15 protein-coding genes are annotated in these 18,442 nt (G+C 60.6%); 10 read left to right on the top strand and 5 right to left on the bottom strand.

The features are described 5' to 3' along the window. Window positions 1-8: 8 nt before the first annotated feature. The 3 genes from QQF73_RS05710 to QQF73_RS05700 form a co-directional block, all read right to left on the bottom strand. Window positions 9-1,019, bottom strand: coding sequence for a putative solute-binding protein (locus QQF73_RS05710; protein WP_219866423.1), 1,011 nt, complete (start codon window positions 1,017-1,019; stop codon window positions 9-11). A 59-nt stretch (window positions 1,020-1,078) separates the two neighbouring features. Next, the gene (locus QQF73_RS05705) at window positions 1,079-2,143 is read right to left on the bottom strand and encodes a hypothetical protein (RefSeq protein ID WP_219866424.1); all 1,065 of its coding nucleotides are present in this window, start codon (window positions 2,141-2,143) and stop codon (window positions 1,079-1,081) included. Between the two features lie 338 nt (window positions 2,144-2,481). Continuing rightward, window positions 2,482-3,108: a TetR/AcrR family transcriptional regulator gene (locus QQF73_RS05700; RefSeq protein WP_219866425.1), complete on the bottom strand. Its 627-nt coding sequence runs from the start codon at window positions 3,106-3,108 to the stop codon at window positions 2,482-2,484. Window positions 3,109-3,265: 157 nt separating this feature from the next. Here QQF73_RS05700 and QQF73_RS05695 point away from each other — a divergent pair, with 157 nt between their 5' ends. From QQF73_RS05695 to QQF73_RS05660, 8 genes are all read left to right on the top strand, one after another. Then, window positions 3,266-5,083 (top strand): acyclic terpene utilization AtuA family protein, encoded by a 1,818-nt coding sequence (locus QQF73_RS05695; RefSeq protein ID WP_285367555.1) that lies wholly within the window; start codon window positions 3,266-3,268, stop codon window positions 5,081-5,083. Continuing rightward, window positions 5,080-5,946 (top strand): SDR family oxidoreductase, encoded by an 867-nt coding sequence (locus tag QQF73_RS05690; RefSeq protein ID WP_219866427.1) that lies wholly within the window; start codon window positions 5,080-5,082, stop codon window positions 5,944-5,946. The genes QQF73_RS05695 and QQF73_RS05690 overlap by 4 nt, the downstream gene beginning before the upstream one ends. A 10-nt stretch (window positions 5,947-5,956) precedes the next feature. Then, window positions 5,957-7,573, top strand: coding sequence for an acyl-CoA carboxylase subunit beta (locus QQF73_RS05685; protein ID WP_219866428.1), 1,617 nt, complete (start codon window positions 5,957-5,959; stop codon window positions 7,571-7,573). Window positions 7,574-7,630: 57 nt separating this feature from the next. Continuing rightward, entirely contained in the window at window positions 7,631-8,791 is a 1,161-nt protein-coding gene (gene atuD / locus QQF73_RS05680) for a citronellyl-CoA dehydrogenase (RefSeq protein WP_219866429.1), read from the top strand. A gap of 21 nt (window positions 8,792-8,812) precedes the next feature. Further along, window positions 8,813-9,634, top strand: coding sequence for an enoyl-CoA hydratase/isomerase family protein (locus QQF73_RS05675; RefSeq protein ID WP_219866430.1), 822 nt, complete (start codon window positions 8,813-8,815; stop codon window positions 9,632-9,634). A 34-nt stretch (window positions 9,635-9,668) separates the two neighbouring features. Then, window positions 9,669-11,639 carry an acetyl/propionyl/methylcrotonyl-CoA carboxylase subunit alpha gene (locus QQF73_RS05670; protein WP_285367554.1) on the top strand — a complete coding sequence of 657 codons (1,971 nt, stop codon included), beginning with the start codon at window positions 9,669-9,671 and terminating at the stop codon, window positions 11,637-11,639. Continuing rightward, window positions 11,636-12,463 carry an SDR family oxidoreductase gene (locus tag QQF73_RS05665; protein WP_219866431.1) on the top strand — a complete coding sequence of 276 codons (828 nt, stop codon included), beginning with the start codon at window positions 11,636-11,638 and terminating at the stop codon, window positions 12,461-12,463. The genes QQF73_RS05670 and QQF73_RS05665 overlap by 4 nt, the downstream gene beginning before the upstream one ends. A 75-nt stretch (window positions 12,464-12,538) precedes the next feature. Then, the gene (locus QQF73_RS05660; RefSeq protein WP_219866432.1) at window positions 12,539-14,368 is read left to right on the top strand and encodes a long-chain-acyl-CoA synthetase; all 1,830 of its coding nucleotides are present in this window, start codon (window positions 12,539-12,541) and stop codon (window positions 14,366-14,368) included. A gap of 95 nt (window positions 14,369-14,463) precedes the next feature. On the opposite strand, the gene QQF73_RS05655 is transcribed toward QQF73_RS05660, so the two are convergent. Continuing rightward, a complete protein-coding gene (locus QQF73_RS05655; RefSeq protein ID WP_219866433.1) occupies window positions 14,464-15,444 on the bottom strand; it encodes an NADPH:quinone oxidoreductase family protein in 981 nt (326 codons plus the stop codon). A gap of 151 nt (window positions 15,445-15,595) precedes the next feature. After that, a complete protein-coding gene (locus tag QQF73_RS05650; RefSeq protein ID WP_285367552.1) occupies window positions 15,596-16,162 on the bottom strand; it encodes a BLUF domain-containing protein in 567 nt (188 codons plus the stop codon). Window positions 16,163-16,347: 185 nt separating this feature from the next. On the opposite strand from QQF73_RS05650, the gene QQF73_RS05645 reads away from it, so the two are divergent. Then, a complete protein-coding gene (locus QQF73_RS05645) occupies window positions 16,348-16,965 on the top strand; it encodes a trimeric intracellular cation channel family protein (protein WP_219866435.1) in 618 nt (205 codons plus the stop codon). A 153-nt stretch (window positions 16,966-17,118) separates the two neighbouring features. Next, window positions 17,119-18,417, top strand: a complete 1,299-nt coding sequence (locus tag QQF73_RS05640; protein ID WP_219866436.1) for an NCS2 family permease — start codon at window positions 17,119-17,121, stop codon at window positions 18,415-18,417. Window positions 18,418-18,442: the final 25 nt, after the last annotated feature.

Raw genomic sequence — 18,442 nt, 5'->3', positions numbered from 1 at the left:
CCACCTTTTTATTCGCGGTTCGCAGCCGTGCACTCGGACGCGGAGGGGTTGCTGGCACAACGGATCTTGCTCAGCAGACCAAGCATCTTGGGGTGGTACACGTCAGGCGCGCCGTTCTTGCCGTCGCGCATTTCCAGGCGGTTCTGGCGGAACATTTCCTGATAACCCTGAATGTCTTTTTCCGGAATGCGGACCCATTTTTCTTCGGGAATCGCCTCTTCCTGACCGGAGATAAGATTCATGGCCTGCGGAAACATGCCCCAGGCTACTTCACGGGCCTGCTGAGCGGCTTCGTCGTCCAGCACGTCGTCTTTGGCAATGATCTGAATGGTGAGCTGGGCCAGCGGGTAGTCCACGATGCCGCCCTTCTCACCAATGCCCTTGTAAAGTTCCAGTGCCTCATAGGCAAAAGCAGGCGCGTAGGCGGTATCAACCGAACCATTATTGAATTTGCCGGCGAAATTGGTGATATCGGAGGGCACCACGGTGGCCTTCACGAAGTTCACCATGTGGATGGCGTCCTTCTGGTAATCCAGGGTTGCCATGCGCTTGCCGGCCAGCTCGCCTGCGGTATCAATGCTGCGATCGTTGACAAAAAGATAGCCAGCGCCAGCGGGAACAATCCCCAGCACTTCATAACCGTTCTCTTTCATCAGCGGAGCGGCCTTGGGCTGTGCCAGGGTGGCCAGCAGGGTTTTGAGATCATCGTAGGTAGGAAGCGCACCCACGGCGCTGATGCTGCCGGTAAACCGGTTGAACGGTCGGGTCCGGATATCGGTCGCCGCGACAGCGTCGCATTGACCGGCATTGAAATCCCCGACCGCCACCCCCTCATCGGTGTAGGGCTTGAGATTGAAGTCGACGCCGTGGGCTTTCATTTCCAGCGCATAGTCTTTGACCATGTTGTAGAAGTCGCCATTGGCACCAATGACATCGAACACACACATGGAAACGGTCTGGGCCGAAGCCAGCGGGGCGACAGCGGCCAGGGTCAGTGCAGTAAGGGATTTGCGGATCATAACGACCTCCGGGTCATTTTTGTGGTTCTTGGTGTTCAGTAGGATTCTGCCGGATGGCCCTAGAGCAGATCGTCCAGGTTCATGGTTTCAACGTTCTCGGTGTTCCGCTCCGGGCTCATCTTCCCGAAGAAACTCTGCGGTGTCCGATAGCCGTAATTGGCAGTCCAATGCTTGTCGGAGGAAAACCGGATCACGCCCGCCGCGACATGATCCACCAGCCGGTAGTCTTCCCAGACATCGATGGTGTCCTCGGCGGCGACAAACTCAGCAATCGTATCGGCCAGCACTTCCGGACGGCCAAAGGTCTCTGCCGCTACCGCTTCGAGTGCCATGGAGGCTCGCATGCCTGCCTTCACGCCCAGCTCGGAACTGTTGTCCAGAACTCGCCAGGGATCGGGTGACAGCGCCGGACGGGTATCGGGCAGGAGCAACCAGACCAGGGCGCGGATCGAGTTCGGCAAACCACCCCACTTTTCGTTGTCCAGACAGGTGGCGGCTCGCTCCGCCTGGGGCGCAATGTTCCGGGGAATGCCTGCCATGGCACCGGAATTGGCATCGTTCACGATCGCCTGCATACCGGTCAGCAGACCCAGCAGGAAGGTCAGTTCGTCCTGCTCGGTAAAGAGGAAAGGACACTCCAGCGGCTCGGCGGCCGGATCAAACTCGTAGGCGGCCATCGCCCGGTTGAAGGCTCTCAACCGACGCTCCGCCGTCTTGGCATTGAGACGCTTGGCTTCTTCCCGGGCGTCCTTGGCCGCCGGCACGTTGCCCTCGAAATCGGCTCTCAGGTAGGCAAGTTCGGCTTCCCAGGCGCGATATTCCATGCAGTTACCCGCCAACAGCATCAGCAGCGAGCCGGTACTGTCCGGCGCGTCGGTCACGCGGGAGAACGAGTACAGCAGGGGGTCAATGCCCTCACCAAGCGAACAGGCCATCTGGGGATCCGACATCTGCATGACATAAGGCGTGGCCTCGCCTTCGGAGTAGCTGGACAGCACGACACCGGTGGTGGTGTAGATCGGATTGGCAGAACAGCCGGCCAGGACGGCCAGGGCCATGAACATGAGCAATTTCAGACGTGCGGCCAGAATGCGACCAACGAGGGTTACCAGAGAGGAGATCATAATTCGCCCTGTTTACATTGTTTTTATAAGTTCGGGATGACAGAACCGGTTTTTTACCACGGAGTCACGGACGCGTACCGTGACCCGAAACCCGATCTGACTCGCCGCTTCTCATTATCGACGGGGCAAGAATGCGTGGAAAACTGTTCGACAAAAATGGCTGGATTGCCAACCGGCACATGCCGATCAGGCCAATGGCCCGCAAAGGAAGTGACACACCCGGGATTATTTTCATTAAAAACAATAACTTTTGATAAGGCGAACTTCTGGAACCCTCGTACCACTCCTGCACGTCAAGCCAATCAAACCTCCATTTCCGAGGCCCCTCTACAGCTGGCCTAGGCTCCGGCGGTACCCAGAGCCATCATCGCCATCACCTCATCCGTGAGACCATCCAAGGTCAATCCGCCCCGGGTTGGCTTGTACCAGGTGACCGTCCAACTCAGGGCTCCGGTCAGCATGCGGCGCACGACGAACGGATCGGCCTCCAACCGGCCTTCCTGCTTCAGGGATGACAGGGCATCGAGCCAGAGCTTCTCGTAGATATCCCTCAGTTCCAGCACTTCCGCCCGGGATTCTTCGGAGAGGCTGCGCCATTCGAATACCAGCACCGCCATGGCCTCGCCGGTCTGGCCATTCACCGACTCCAGCTCTGCACGAACCAGTGCCCGCAACTTTTCCTGGCTCGACCCGGCCGCATCGACAGCCGCCTGCATCAATGCGGTGTTCAGGCGAATGGTTTCCACCATGACCGCCTTGAGGATCTCCTCCTTGGTGCGGAAATGGTGAAACAGACTGCCGGACTGAATCCCGACCGCGGCCGCAAGGTCCCTCACCGTGGTGCGCTCGTAGCCCTTGTCCCGGAAGAGACGGGCCGCTTCCTTCAGCAAACGCCCGCGGGCGCCATTCGGGTCAGAAACGAGGTTTTCGGCGATCAGGGCCTGGAGAATTTCGGATTGGCTCACAGCGGATTTCCAGCAGTCGGAACGGGCCAACAATTCTACCTGACATTTCCCTGTTTACAAACCAAGCGCTTGCTTGGTATTGTCAATTTCATCGTTGGTCAACCCCGCCGTCCATTCCCGCCAGCATGGCCGGCAAAGGCAAACAAGGCATGTAAAGATGGCAGATTCTGAAAAGCGCACGAAGCCAATCCGCATCGGCTGTTCCGCCGCGTTCTGGGGCGACACCGAAACCGCCGCCGCGCAACTGGTTCGCAAGGGCAACATTGATTACCTGGTCGCGGACTACCTGGCTGAGATCACCATGTCGATCATGGCCGGACAGAAAATGAAGGACCCCTCGCAGGGCTACGCCCGGGATTTCGTACAGACCGTGATGGGACCGTTGCTGGGCGAGATCCGGAAAAAGGGAATTCGGGTGCTGGCCAATGCCGGGGGCGTGAACCCGGTCGCCTGCCGCGATGCCCTTCAGGCGCTGTGCGAAAAGGCCGGCGTTGAAATGAACATTGCGCTGGTTCTGGGCGACGACCTGCTGCCGAAAAAGAAAGCACTCAGTGAGGCCGGTATCGCCGAGATGACGACTGGCCAAGCCATGCCGCCGATGATGGTCAGCCTGAACGCGTACCTGGGCGCCCCCGGCCTGGTGGCCGCCCTGGAACAGGGAGCGGACATCGTCATTACCGGCCGGGTGGCCGACAGCGCACTGGTCCTCGCGCCTCTGGTGTACGAGTTTGGCTGGACCTGGAACGACTACGACAAACTCGCCCAGGGCAGCCTTGCCGGGCATCTGCTGGAATGCGGTGCCCAGGCAACCGGTGGCAATTTCACCGACTGGGAAGAGGTAGCTGACGGCTACGCCGACATGGGCTTTCCGATTGCCGAGGTCCAGCCCACTGGCGAGTTCCTGATTACCAAGCCAGACGGCACCGGCGGCCGGGTCACCCGGGGTACCGTGGCCGAACAGCTGGTGTATGAAATCGGCGATCCGCGCGCGTACCTGTTGCCCGACGTCGCCTGCGATTTTACCGGGGTTACTCTGGAGGAATCCGGGCCAGATCAGGTCACTGTGCGCGGCGCCCGTGGGCTGCTCCCGACGGACAGCTACAAGGTGTCCGGAACCTGGCCCGATGGTTTCAAATGCACCGTCACGTTCCTGTTGGCGGGGATCAATGCCCGGGCCAAGGCCCAGAAGGTGGCCGAAGCGATTCTGGCCAAGACCTCGCGGATGTTTGGCGAACGCGACCTGCCGGATTACTCGGAAACGAGCATTGAACTGCTGGGCACCGAGGCCACCTACGGCGCCCACGCTCGCGCCGACGAGTGCCGGGAAGTCGTGGTGAAGATCAGCACCGCCCACCCCAAGAAGGAAGCCCTGGTGTTGTTCTCCCGGGAAATTGCCCAGGCCGCCACCGGCATGGCACCAGGGATCACCGGTATCGTTGGCGGTCGGCCCACCGTCTGGCCGAAGATCCGCCTCTACTCCTGCCTGGTTCCGAAAACCGAGGTAGCAGTCAGTGTGGACCTAGAAGGCAAGCAACAGCCGGTAGCCGTCGCCACCGAAGGTGGCTTTGAAACCCGACCCCTGGCCTCCGCGCCGGAGAGCCCGACACCGCCGGAAGCCGACACCACCGTCCCATTGATCGAACTGGCCTGGGCCCGGAGTGGTGACAAGGGCGATCACAGCAACATCGGGGTCATCGCCCGTCACCCGGAGTTTGAACCCTTCATCGCGGCGGCCCTGACCGAAGAAGCCGTCGCAGAGTGGATGAATCACACCCTGAACCCGGAAGCCGGCAAGGTCACGCGCTGGGCCATGCCGGGCCTCAATGCCTTCAACTTCCTGCTGGAGCACAGCCTGGGCGGCGGCGGAGTCGCCAGTCTGCGCATCGACCCCCAGGGCAAGGCGTTCGCCCAGCAGCTGCTCGAATTTCCCGTGCCCGTTAGCCGGGCAGTCTTGAAAAAAGGACACCGTTCATGAGGTACCAATCCATCTTTCATCCGGACCTGTTCAAGGACCAGACCTTCATCGTGACCGGCGGCGGTTCGGGTATTGGCCGCTGCACCGCCCACGAGCTGGCCGCCCTCGGTGCCCGGGTTGCCCTGGTGGGCCGCAAGGCGGAGAAAGTCGAGAACGTGAAAGCCGAAATCACCGAAGACGGTGGCGTGGCCACTGCCCATGTCTGCGATATCCGGGAAGAGGAATCGGTAAAAGCCACGGTGACGGCCATTCTGGAAGAACATGGCGGGCTGAATGGCGTCGTCAACAACGCCGGGGGCCAGTTCCCCTCCCCGCTCGCAGGAATCAACCAGAAGGGGTGGGAAACCGTGGTCCGCACCAACCTGACCGGTGGCTTCCTGATGGCACGGGAAGCTTACACACAGGCCTTGGCCAAGACCGGCGGTGCCATCGTCAACATCGTCGCGGACATGTGGGGCGGCATGCCCGGCATGGGCCACTCCGGTGCTGCACGGGCGGGCATGGTGAATTTCACCCAGACCGCGGCGGTGGAATGGGGCGCGTCCGGCGTACGGGTCAATGCCGTGGCACCGGGCTGGATCGCCTCAAGTGGCATGGACAATTACCCCGAGCATATGAAGCAGTGGATCCGCAGCCTGGGCGACAATGTGCCCATCAAGCGCATGGGTACCGAATCGGAAGTCAGCGCCGCGATCTGTTTCCTGCTGAGCCCGGGCGCCGCCTTTATCAGTGGTGATTGCCTGCGTATCGACGGTGGCGCCTCCCAGGGTGGCCGGGTCTGGCCGTTGCCGAAAGCCAAGAACAACGAACCCTTCAACGGCTTCCACCGGGCCACGACCCCAAAAGTGCTCAGCGAGGATTGAGGAGAACGCCATGCAAGTTCTGGAAACCAGCGTCGATCCCCGATCCGACGAATTCCGTGCCAACACCGACGCCATGGACGCCCACATCCGGACCTTTCGCGAGGTGGAGCAGAAGGTCCTGGATCTGGCCGAAGCCGCCCGGGAGAAATTCACCAAGCGGGGCAAACTGCTGCCGCGGGATCGCATCAACCGCCTACTCGATCGCGGCACGCCGTTTCTGGAACTCTGTTCACTGGCCGGCTACAAGATGCACGACGACAAGGACGGCAGCCTGTCCGGCGGTGGCATTATCGCCGGCATCGGCACGGTCAGCGGCATCCGCTGCCTGGTAGTCGCCAGCAACAGCGCCATCAAGGGTGGCACCATCACCCCGGCGGGCCTGGACAAGACCCTGCGCCTGCAGCAGATCGCCATGGAGAACAAACTGCCGGTGGTATCGCTCTCGGAAAGTGGTGGTGCCAACCTCAACTACGCCACGGACATCTTCGTCCAGGGTGCCCGGGGCTTTGCCAACCAGGCACGCATGTCCGCCGCCGGTATTCCCCAGATCACCGTTGTGCACGGCAACGCGACCGCCGGTGGTGCCTACCAGCCGGGCCTGTCCGACTACGTGGTGGCCGTGCGCGGCAAGGCCAAGATGTTCCTGGCCGGCCCGCCGCTGCTGAAAGCCGCCACCGGTGAAGTGGCGACCGACGAGGAGCTCGGCGGCGCCGAGATGCACGCCCAGGTGGCCGGTACCGCGGAGTATCTGGCCGAGGACGATGCCGACGGCATCCGCCAGGCCCGCAACATCATGGAAGCCCTTTCCTGGAACGAGCAGTTGCCCCGGCAACGGGAACTGAGCTGGGACGAACCGCTGTATCCGGCCAAGGAGCTGCTGGGTGTCATCCCCTCCGACTCCAAGAAGCCCTATGACGTCCGGGAAATTCTGGCCCGCATCGCCGACGGTTCGAAGTTCATGGACTTCAAGAACGAATTCGATGACCAGACCGTGTGCGGCACCATCCGCATCGAAGGCCATTCCGTCGGTATCATCGGCAACAACGGCCCGATCACCCCGGCCGGCAGCGCCAAAGCGGCCCAGTTCATCCAGCTCTGCGACCAGGCCGGTACGCCCTTGCTGTTCCTGCACAACACCACCGGCTTCATGGTCGGCACTCACTCGGAACAAAACGGCATCATCAAACACGGCTCGAAAATGATCCAGGCCGTCGCCAACTGCCGGGTACCCAAAGTCGCAATTGTGATCGGCGGCTCCTATGGTGCAGGTAACTACGCCATGTGTGGCCGGGGCCTGGACCCGAGATTCATTTTCGCCTGGCCCAACAGCCGGACCGCCGTCATGGGGCCCGCCCAGGCCGGCAAGGTCATGCGCATTGTGGCGGAGGACAAACAGCGCCGCAGCGGCATCGAGCCGGATCCGAAAACCCTCGACTTCCTCGAACAGGCCACGGCCAAGAAGCTGGAAGACGGCTCTACCGCCCTGTTCGGGACGGCGCGACTGTGGGACGACGGCCTGATTGACCCGCGGGACACCCGCCGGGTTCTGGCGCTGGTGTTCTCGGTATGCCGAGAGGCCGAAGCCCGGCCACTGCGCCCCAATACATTTGGCGTTGCACGCCTTTGATCCTCACCAGTACGCAGTGCGACTGACCACCCTATTCCAGACAAGGAGAACAACAAGGTGAAATTTACAGCGGAACACGAAGCCCTCAGAAAAACCGTTCGGGATTTCGTCGAGAAAGAAATCAACCCGCACTGCGACGAGTGGGAGGAAGCGGGCGAATTCCCCATTCACGAGATCTTCAAGAAGCTGGGGGCGCTCGGCGTTCTGGGCATCCAGAAGCCGGAAGAGTATGGCGGCATGGGCCTGGACTACAGCTACAACCTGGTTGCCGCCGAAGAACTGGGGCTGGCCCACTGCGGCGGAGTACCGCTGGCCATCGGCGTTCAGACCGACATGTGTACACCCGCCATTGCCCGGTTCGGATCCGACGAGCTGAAACGCACCTTCCTGGCGCCCGCCATTGCCGGCGAAATGGTCGGCTGCATTGGCGTCAGTGAAGTGGGCGCGGGCTCCGACGTCGCCGGCATGAAAACCACCGCACGTCAGGATGGTGATGACTACGTCATCAACGGCTCCAAGATGTGGATCACCAACAGCCCTAGAGCCGACTTTATCTGCCTGCTGGCCAACACCAGCGACGACAAACCCCACAAGAACAAATCATTGATCGTCGTGCCCATGGATTCTCCCGGGATCTCCTTCAGCCCGCACCTGAACAAACTCGGCATGCGCTCCTCGGAAACCGCCCAGATCTTCTTTGACGACGTGCGCGTACCCCAGCGCTTTCGCATCGGCGCCGAAGGTACCGGCTTCATGATGCAGATGCTGCAGTTCCAGGAGGAACGCATGTGGGGCGCCGCCAACGTCATCAAGGCGCTGGAAAACTGCATCGACCAGACCATCGCCTACTGCCGTGAGCGCAAGACCTTTGGACAACCACTGCTCGACAACCAGGTCATCCACTTCCGCCTGGCCGAACTGCAAACCGAAGTCGAAGCCCTGCGCGCCCTCACCTACCAGGCCTGTGAATTGCACATTGAAGGCAAAGACGTGACCAAACTGGCCTCCATGGCCAAGCTCAAGGCCGGCCGGCTCGGTCGCGAGGTTACCGACAGCTGCCTGCAGTACTGGGGCGGCATGGGGTACATGTGGGACAACCCGCTTTCGCGCGCCTTCCGGGATGTTCGCCTGGTCTCCATCGGCGGAGGCGCTGATGAAATCATGCTGGGAATTATCTGCAAGATGATGGGGACATTGCCCGGCAAGAAACGCGACTAACACTGTATGGAGTCGTCTGAGATGGAATCCTTACCTCATTGCGAAACACTGCTCCTGAAGAAGCAGGGGCCGACCCTGTTTATCACCATCAACCGGCCAGACGTCCGGAACGCCATGAGCCTGCAGATGGTCGCCGAACTGGCGACGATTTTCTCGCAGATCGAATCCGACCTGCACATCCGGGCTGTTGTCATCCGGGGGGCCGACGGCCATTTCTGCGCCGGTGGCGATATCAAGGACATGGCCGGTGCCCGGAGCCAGAAAGCGGCCGAAGGCGAGGCCGATCCCTTCTACCGCCTGAACCGCGCCTTCGGTCAGATGATCCAGCAGGTCAACGAGTCCTCCAAGGTCGTGATCGCCGTGACCGAGGGTGCCGTTATGGGCGGCGGGTTCGGATTGGCCTGCGTTTCCGACATGGCCATCGCCGGCCCGACCGCGAAATTCGGTATGCCGGAAACCTCACTGGGGGTCATTCCGGCCCAGATCGCCCCGTTCGTGGTCGAACGCATCGGCCTGACCCAGGCCCGGCGTCTGGCGCTGCTCGGATTGCGGATTGGCGCTGAAGAAGCCCGCACCCTCGGGATTGTTCACCAGGCCGCCGGCTCGGACCAGGAACTTGACGAGATGCTCGATCACGCCCTGGAACGGGTGCGTCAGTGTGCGCCGGTTGCCACCGCCGAAACCAAGGCGCTGCTACATCGGGTGGGCCACGAAGCCATGAGCGGCCTGCTCGACAGTGCGGCGGAGAAATTCGCCGAGGCGATACGCGGCAGCGAAGGCGCCGAAGGCACCATGGCGTTCATGCAGAAGCGCCCGCCTGCCTGGGCCGGCGACTCCGAATGATTGCAGACCCGCACCCAAGCGAGAGATCAAGAACATGTTAAGCAAACTGTTGATCGCCAACCGCGGTGAAATTGCCGTTCGAGTCATTCACACCGCCAAAGCCCTCGGCTATCGAACGGTGGCCGTCTATTCCGAGGCGGACGCCAACGCCCTTCACGTGCACGAGGCCGACGAGGCCGTCTGCATCGGTCCGGCACAGGTCACCGCCTCTTACCTGAATGCCGACGCCATTCTTGAAGCCGCCCGAAAAACCGGGGCCGACTGCATTCACCCCGGCTACGGCTTCCTCTCCGAAAACGCCGGGTTCGCCGACGCCTGCAAGTCGGCCGGCCTGGTTTTCGTGGGCCCACCTGCAGATGCCATTGAACTCATGGGCAGCAAGCGCCGCTCCAAGATTGCCATGCAGGAAGCGGGCGTTCCGGTAGTGCCCGGTTTCGAAGGCAACTACGCCAGCGACGAGGAACTGATCGCCGCAGCCGCGGATATCGGTTACCCGCTCATGATCAAGGCGTCCGCCGGCGGCGGTGGCCGGGGCATGCGCCTGGTAAACGACGAATCCAGCCTGGCCGACAACCTCAAGCGCGCACGCTCCGAGGCCAAACAGGCCTTCGGTGACGATGAACTGATTCTGGAAAAGGCCGTTATTGAACCTCGTCACGTGGAAATCCAAGTATTCGCCGATCGCCACGCCAATGCGGTGTATCTCGGCGAACGGGACTGTTCAGTGCAGCGGCGACACCAGAAAGTGGTGGAGGAAGCGCCCTCGCCGATTGTGACTCCCGAACTTCGGGCCGCCATGGGTGAAGCGGCGGTAAAGGCGGCGCTGGCCTGCCGTTATGAGGGTGCCGGAACGGTGGAGTTTCTGGTCGACAAGGACCGTAACTTCTACTTTCTGGAGATGAACACCCGTCTGCAGGTCGAGCATCCGGTGACCGAACTGATCACCGGCCAGGACCTGGTAGCCTGGCAGCTCAGCGTAGCCGAAGGCCGCCCGTTGCCCCTGGCACAGGATGAGATCGAGCTGAATGGCCATGCCATTGAAGTCCGGCTCTACGCCGAAGACCCGGCCAACGGCTTTACACCGCAAACCGGCCCGTTACTCGTGTTTCAACCCGCCGAGGGCGAGGGCCTGCGCTTCGACACCGGCGTCCGCTCGGGGGATACCATCACGCCACACTACGACCCCATGCTGGCCAAGGTCATCGCCTGGGGCCAGAACCGGGACGACGCCCGCCGCCGGCTGATCCGGGCCCTCGAGGACACCCTCGTGTTCGGTGTCACCACCAACCGCTACTTCCTCAGCCGCATCATCGCAGACGAGAGCTTCGGCGCCGGTGAAGCGACCACCGCCTTCCTGCAGCAGTCGTTCAGCCAGGATCCCTCTTTGCAGCCGCAAAGGCCGGGCCCGCGGGAGCTGGCATTGGCCGCCAGCGTGCTCGACCATGGCATTTCGGGCCAGACCGCCTGGAGCAATGCGCCGGCAACCACGACCCCGATCCAGCTCGAAATCGGTGACGCCAGCCTTGAACTACTGGTACGCCGAACCGGCAGCCACCTGACTCTCGACTGGAACGGCGAACACCATGAGGTCATCGTCGAAAACCTCGAGGATGGCCGCCTGTGCATCATCGACAACGGTGTCCGTCAGTATTGCCAATATCACCGGGATGGAGATTCCCTATATTTCCAGGCCTCCGGACAGTCCTGGCTGGTGCGCGACATCACGCATCAACCGGCGGCAGATGCCAGTGGTGGCGGCAGCGGACGGATCCAGGCCTCGATGGACGGCGCCATCATCGAGGTTCTCATTGAGCCCGGGCAGGAAGTCCGCCAGGGCGAGACACTGGTCATCCTGGAAGCCATGAAAATGGAACACCCGGTCAAGGCCGACCGCGACGGAACCGTCGGTCGGGTGCTTGCGAGTAAGGGTGATCAGGTGAAACGAAGCCAGTTGCTGGTGGAGATTACCGCCGACGAATCCGCCAAACAGGAGGCCGGAGCATGAACACACTGAACCAGCGTACGGTATTTATCACCGGGGGAAGCCGCGGTATCGGCCGGGCAATCGCACTGGCCTGTGCCCGACAGGGTGCCAACGTGGTTATTGCGGCCAAGTCGGACACGCCACATCCGAAGCTGCCGGGCACCATTCACACCGTGGCCGAGGAAATACGGGCGGCCGGTGGCCAGGCATTGCCTCTGGTTCTCGACGTTCGGGACGACAGGCAGGTTCGCCAGCGCATGGACGAGGCCGCGGACCACTTCGGTGGCATCGACGCGTTGATCAACAACGCCGGCGCCATCCGTCTGACCGGCGTGGAAAACCTGAAGGTCAGCCGGTACGACCTGATGCATCAGGTCAACGCCCGGGCGGTGTTCACCTGCAGCCAGGCGGCTCTGCCCTATCTGAAAGCCTCGGATCGGGCACACATACTGAGCCTGTCGCCGCCGCTGAACCTGGACACCAGGTGGTTTGCCCAGTACGGGCCCTACACCACGACCAAGTACGCCATGACCATGCTCAGCATGGGCATGGCCGAGGAGTTCAGGCGTTACGGCATAGCCGTGAACACACTCTGGCCAAAGACCCTGATTGCCACCGCGGCGATCGAGTTTGAAGTCGGCGGTCCACAGATGATGGCCCAGGGCCGCAAGCCGGACATCATGGCCGATGCTGCGGTAAGCATACTGAATCGCTCCGCGGACGAGCTGACGGGCCAGCACCTGATAGACGAAGACCTGCTGCGGCAGGATGGTATTACGGATTTCGAACCTTACCGGTACGCTCCGGGCGATAAGCCTCTTATGCCGGATCTGTTCCTGGACTAGCTCCAGGGCAGAAACCCCGTAGCGGCGGAGCGAAACCGACAAAAAAGATAATCGAACCCCTTACGGAAGAACAGTATGAGCAACAACAGCGTTTCTGCACTGGACATCGCCCGCCGACTGCCGGGCATCATGCGGCGTTTTCCGTCCATTGCCCGCGGGTATTACTATTACGCGCTCAAGGATGGAAATCGGGAACTGACCCTCGGCACCCTGATCGAACGCAATGCCGAACGCCACGGCCAGCGCCCTGCAGTACTGTTCGATGATCGGGTCATTACCTGGAACGAGTTCAATGGCTGGGCCAATCGCATCGCCGGCTTCCTCCGCGCCCAGGGCCTGACCAAAGGCGACGCCATTGCGGTCTTCCTCGAGAACCGGCCCGAATTACTGGCAGTGGTCGCGGGCGCGGCCAAACTCGGCGTCGCCTGCGCCATGCTCAATACGTCCCAGAAAGGCAAGGTACTCGAACACAGCATTAACCTGATCGAACCGAAGATGGTGGTCGTCGGCGAGGAGCTTATCCCGTCCTTCGAGGGGGTAAAGGACAAGGTCAAGACCAGCCACCCCACCCCCTTCCTATTCGTGCCCGACGTCAACACCCTGAACGCCTTTGGTGAGGCACCCGAGGGCTACCTCAACATGGCGGAGCGAGTCAGCACCTTCAACAGCGACAACCCTGAGCTCTGCGATCCGCCACGCATGGGGGACACCGCCATCTACCTGTTCACCTCAGGCACAACCGGCCTGCCCAAGGCGGCTCCGGGGTCCCATCGCAAGTTCATAAAAGCGTACGGCGGCTTTGGCCTGATGTCCCTGGCGATGGAACCCGAGGACGTCCTGTACTGCACCCTGCCGCTCTACCACGGTACGGCCCTGCTGGTGTGCTGGGGTTCGGTACTGGCGGGCGGCTCTGCCATCGCCCTGCGCCGGAAGTTTTCCGCCCGTGCGTTCTGGGACGACGTGCGCCGCTATCGCGCCACGACTTTCGGGTATGTGGGCGAACTCTGCCGCTACCTGCTGAACCAGCCCGCCAGTGACCAGGACCGGGCTCACGGTCTGACCAAGATGATCGGGAACGGCCTGCGCCCCTCGATCTGGCGCGAATTCAAGGAACGCTTCGGTATTGAAACCGTGGCCGAGCTCTATGCTTCCAGCGAGGGCAACATCGGCTTCAGCAACTTCTTCAACATGGACAATACCGTCGGCTTTTCCACCGCCCCGTACAAGCTGGTGAAATTCCGCGACGGGACACGGGACCCCATTCGCAACACTAAAGGCCATATGGAGGAGGTCGCCAAAGGCGAACCCGGGCTCTTGATTGGTGAGATCACCAAGAAATGGTCCTTCGAGGGCTATACCCAGAAAGACGCCACCGAGAAATCCATACTCCGGGACGCCTTCAAGAAAGGCGATGCCTGGTTCAACACCGGCGACGTGCTCAAGGAAATTGGCTGTCGACATCTGCAGTTCGTGGACCGCATGGGCGACACCTACCGCTGGAAGGGCGAAAACGTCTCGACCAACGAGGTGGAGAACATTATCGATGGCTCCGGCATGGTCGAGGAAGCCATCGTGTATGGCGTCGAAATCCCGAAAACCAATGGTAAGGCGGGCATGGTCACTCTGGTACCGCACAGCAATGGACGCGAATTCGACGTCAACAGGTTGTTTGCCTACCTCAAGGCGAACCTGCCCACCTACGCCATCCCGGTGTTCGTCCGGGTCACCCAGGCCATCGAGAAGACCGGTACCTTCAAGTACCGCAAGGTAGATATCCAGAAGACTGGCTATTCGCTGGACCGGGCCGAAGAAAAGGTGTTTGCGTGGTTGCCTAAAACGGAGGGGTATACCCGGCTGACGCCTGAGCTGGTTGCCGATATTGATGGTGGAAAGGTTAATTTCTGACTATCGCTGTGAAGCTCGACTGGGCGAGAGGGCGAAGGCTCCCTCTCGCCCCACACCGAGCCCCAAAAGGCTAGGTGCGGAGCAAACCCAGAACCTTAAGCGCCGACCTTCAGCACCACCTTGCCGGTTGCACGACGCTCAGTCAGTGCCCCCAGGGCCTTGGCATAATCGTCGAACTCGAACACTTCGCTGATCTTCGGATCAATCTTGCCCTCGGCATAGAGCTTCATCAGCTCCATCATGTTCTGGGCGCTGGCCTCCGGCTCACGCTGTGTAAAGCTACCCCAGAACACGCCGACCACGGAACAGCCCTTGAGCAGGGTCAGGTTCGCGGGAACCTTGGGGATCTCGCCCGCCGCGAAGCCGATAATCAAATGGCGACCGTTCCATCCCATGGCGCGAAGGGCCTGCTCGGTGAAATCGCCACCGACCGGATCGTAAATCACGTCCACACCCTTGCCCTTGGTCAGATTTTTGACCGCTTCCTTCAGGGGCTCCTCAGAGTAATTGATCAGTTCGTCCGCACCGGCATCCTTGGCGATGGCCAACTTCTCAGCAGAGCTGGCCGCTGCAATCACACGAGCGCCCATCGCCTTGCCCAGTTCCACGGTCGCCAGACCGACGCCGCCGCTGGCGCCCAGCACCAGCAGGCTCTCGCCGGGCTGGAGGTTGGCACGCTGTTTGAGGGCGTAATAGGAGGTTCCGTAAACCATGGTGAAGGCAGCTGCCTTTTCGTCGGACATACTGTCGGGAATCGGCAGGAGGTTCTGTTCCGGCACCACAACTTCCTCGGCAAAGGCTCCGTAACCGGTCAGGCCGGCAACCCGGTCACCGGGTTTGAAGCGGGTAACCTTTTCACCAACCTCAATAACCTCACCGGCCATCTCACCACCCGGAGAAAACGGCATGGAGGGTTTCAGCTGGTACTTGCCCTCGATAATCAGCGTATCCGGGAAGTTCAGGCCGGCGGCCTTCACTCGTACTTTGACTCCGCGGCCTTTAACTTCCGGGCTGGGAACATCTTCAATGACCAGGGAATCGGCCGGACCGTATTCCTTGCAGAGGATGGCTTTCATGGAAACTCCTGTAGCAATCTTGTTTTGGGAGAAAGGACAGCGAAGCATCTGCCTGATTTTCAGTACCCGTCAAGCTAAACAGTGTCGCTCCATGAAGCAAATAAAGATCTCTTATCTAAATTTATAAGTGCGATTTATACAACGACCAGCTTCAGAGCATGGACCCGGCAGCAAACAGCGCACCCACCAGACACAATGCCGCAACAATCAGGCCCGTGCGCTGCCCGACTGAGAACGCATTGGGCCTTTTTTCGATTGTCTTGGCCTCGTCATAATTGACCAGTTTCTGGTCTTGGCTGGAATTCCGGATGAGCTCGATCATTTCCTCGCACTGGCCAGAACTGAACGAGGCCGGGTCAAAACGATCAAGACCATGATCGTCCAGAAACCGGCGTACGTCTCTTGAGAGCGGTACGTATTTCATCGACCAGTTCTCGAAGGTACGGGCCTCGAGCGGTTCTTCGATCAGCGTGATGAGGTTCTTGTGCCGGCTGTCCTTCTGAATCCGCTGATAGGTTTCAAGAACATCCTTCTCCTCGCCTTCGAGGTACTGGAAAAAACGGTTGTCACCGTAGTAGAGACCACCCACTAACTGACATTTTCCATTGTTTCGGCGGGAGGTCATCAGAATCCGGGCGACGTGAGGTTCGACGCCTTTTTCCACCGACTTGGCTTCAAAGGTGGCTTCACTGGCGTAGGCCAGGCGCATCAGGGACATATCAGCTACTCCAAACTGCAGAATTGATATAAATACGACACATGATACGTAAGGACAGGCAACTACGGATCATCACGACGGCCAAGCCGTGCCCCCCGGGATGAAGCCAACGTCCTTTTGGGCTATTCTTCGCGCACCCGTTTAAAGACGTTCCGTTGTTCGTTCTCACCACGTCAGGCCCCGCCATGTTCGACATTGTCTACCTTCTCGAAATGCTCGGGATCATCGCGTTCGCCATCTCGGGCATGATCGTCGCGCGAGCCAAGAACATGGACCCTGTGGGTGTGTTTACCATCGGCTTCATCACCGCACTGGGCGGCGGCACGCTACGGGACCTCATTCTGGACAACCACCCGGTGTACTGGATCAAACATCAGGAGCAACCGGTGCTGATCCTCGTGATGGCAATTCTTTTCAGTTACTGGAAACACGCTGACCGGCTCCGGACATCACAAATTGTCATTCCGGACGCCGTGGGACTTGGTGTTTTTTCCATTCTGGGCGCCCAACTGGCACTGGATCTGGGCCACTCGTGGCTGATCGCCTCCTTCCTGGGCGTGATGACAGGCACATTCGGCGGCGCCCTGCGCGACACGCTGTGCAACGAGGTCCCGCAGATTTTCCGAAAGGACCAGGTCTACGCGTCCGTTTCGTTTGCCGGCTGCTGGCTCTACTTTTTCTGCCAGTCGTTGCTCGGGAACGAGGCCCTGCCGCTTACCATTGGTGTCGCGTTTATCGCGATAGTCCGCATCCTGGCGGTACGCTACGACATTCGCCTGCAGCGGGACGCCAACCACCAATAGCTTGACACCTAATTAATAGTGAACTGTCAATCATCCCTTGGCCTGAGGGCCGTCAGCCGGTAAGATTGCCGTTTTTTCACGCAATTCACGTTTTCCGTTCGAAACTGATTCCCAACTCCCAACTATCGGCATCCTGAGAGGCAGACTTCCGTCATGCTTGAACGACTGTTCCAACTCCAGGCCCACGGCACCACCGTTCGTAAAGAACTGGTGGCGGGCATCACCACCTTCCTGACCATGGCGTACATCATCGTGGTCAACCCAAGCATCCTGTCCTCCACGGGCATGGACTTCGGAGCCGTCTTCGTCGCCACCTGCCTGGCGGCCACCATCGGCACCCTGATCATGGGCCTCTGGGCCAACTACCCCATTGCCCTCGCGCCCGGCATGGGACTGAATGCCTTCTTCTCCTTCACCGTGGTTGGCAGCATGGGCTACAGCTGGCAGGTCGCACTCGGGGCGGTGTTCCTCTCGGGCCTGATCTTTTTCCTGCTCAGCATCCTCAAGGTCCGCGAGTGGATCATTAACAGTATTCCGATGTCACTCCGCTTTGGAATTTCTGCCGGCATTGGCTTTTTCCTGGCCCTGATCGCGCTTAAAAATGCCGGCATCGTGGTCGATCACCCCGCCACACTCGTTGGCCTGGGCGAGATCAAGACAGCCGAAAGCCTGCTGTTCTTTGGCGGGTTCGTGCTCATATGTGCACTGTCCTTCCGGCGGATTACCGGAGCGGTAATGATCGGCATCATTGCCGTTACGCTCATTGCCATGATGCTGGGCATGGTCGAATACGAGGGTTTTGTGTCCGCGCCGCCAAGCCTGGCCCCCACCTTTATGCAGCTGGACATTGCCGGTGCGCTGAATGTGGGCATGATCAGTATTGTGTTCGCATTCCTCTTTGTGGACCTGTTTGACACCTCCGGCACCCTGATCGGCGCGGCCCATCGCGGCGGCCTGCTGGACAAGGAAGGCAAACTGCCTCGCCTGGGCCGGGCCCTGATGTCCGATTCGGTGGCCACCATGTCCGGGGCGGCCCTGGGAACGTCCACAACCACCAGCTATATAGAATCCACGGCCGGCATTTCGGCCGGTGGCCGCACTGGTCTCACAGCCGTGGTCGTGGCCGCCCTCTTTCTGGCGTGCCTGCTGCTCTCGCCCATCGCCAGCATCATCCCGGCCTACGCTACGGCACCCGCCCTGCTGTATGTCGCCGTGCTCATGACCAGCGGTCTTAAGCTGGTCGACTGGGAAGACATTACCGACGCCGCGCCGGCGGTGGTTACCGCGCTGATGATGCCGCTGACCTTTTCCATCGCCAACGGCATTGCCCTGGGCTTTATCACCTACGCTATCGTGAAAGCCCTGAGCGGTCGCTGGTCTGACCTGAACGCCAGCGTTGTTACCATCGCCGTTGTATTCGTGCTGAAATTCATTTTCCTGGACGCGGCCTGAGCCGCCTCCAGAGCAATAAACCGGA

This window comes from Marinobacter albus, assembly GCF_030238305.1.
In the GTDB taxonomy this organism is placed as follows: Bacteria; Pseudomonadota; Gammaproteobacteria; order Pseudomonadales; family Oleiphilaceae; genus Marinobacter; species Marinobacter albus.
This window is presented reverse-complemented; position numbering and strand designations above follow the sequence as displayed.

What these genes read in the sequence shown, in the direction of transcription:
- QQF73_RS05705 (WP_219866424.1), bottom strand. Translation starts at nt 2,143, where the DNA reads ATGATCTCCTCTCTGGTAACCCTCGTTGGTCGCATTCTGGCCGCACGT.
- QQF73_RS05660 (WP_219866432.1), top strand. Translation starts at nt 12,539, where the DNA reads ATGAGCAACAACAGCGTTTCTGCACTGGACATCGCCCGCCGACTGCCG.
- QQF73_RS05675 (WP_219866430.1), top strand. Translation starts at nt 8,813, where the DNA reads ATGGAATCCTTACCTCATTGCGAAACACTGCTCCTGAAGAAGCAGGGG.
- QQF73_RS05690 (WP_219866427.1), top strand. Translation starts at nt 5,080, where the DNA reads ATGAGGTACCAATCCATCTTTCATCCGGACCTGTTCAAGGACCAGACC.
- QQF73_RS05645 (WP_219866435.1), top strand. Translation starts at nt 16,348, where the DNA reads ATGTTCGACATTGTCTACCTTCTCGAAATGCTCGGGATCATCGCGTTC.
- QQF73_RS05655 (WP_219866433.1), bottom strand. Translation starts at nt 15,444, where the DNA reads ATGAAAGCCATCCTCTGCAAGGAATACGGTCCGGCCGATTCCCTGGTC.
- QQF73_RS05665 (WP_219866431.1), top strand. Translation starts at nt 11,636, where the DNA reads ATGAACACACTGAACCAGCGTACGGTATTTATCACCGGGGGAAGCCGC.
- QQF73_RS05650 (WP_285367552.1), bottom strand. Translation starts at nt 16,162, where the DNA reads ATGTCCCTGATGCGCCTGGCCTACGCCAGTGAAGCCACCTTTGAAGCC.
- QQF73_RS05695 (WP_285367555.1), top strand. Translation starts at nt 3,266, where the DNA reads ATGGCAGATTCTGAAAAGCGCACGAAGCCAATCCGCATCGGCTGTTCC.
- QQF73_RS05710 (WP_219866423.1), bottom strand. Translation starts at nt 1,019, where the DNA reads ATGATCCGCAAATCCCTTACTGCACTGACCCTGGCCGCTGTCGCCCCG.
- QQF73_RS05670 (WP_285367554.1), top strand. Translation starts at nt 9,669, where the DNA reads ATGTTAAGCAAACTGTTGATCGCCAACCGCGGTGAAATTGCCGTTCGA.
- QQF73_RS05685 (WP_219866428.1), top strand. Translation starts at nt 5,957, where the DNA reads ATGCAAGTTCTGGAAACCAGCGTCGATCCCCGATCCGACGAATTCCGT.
- QQF73_RS05640 (WP_219866436.1), top strand. Translation starts at nt 17,119, where the DNA reads ATGCTTGAACGACTGTTCCAACTCCAGGCCCACGGCACCACCGTTCGT.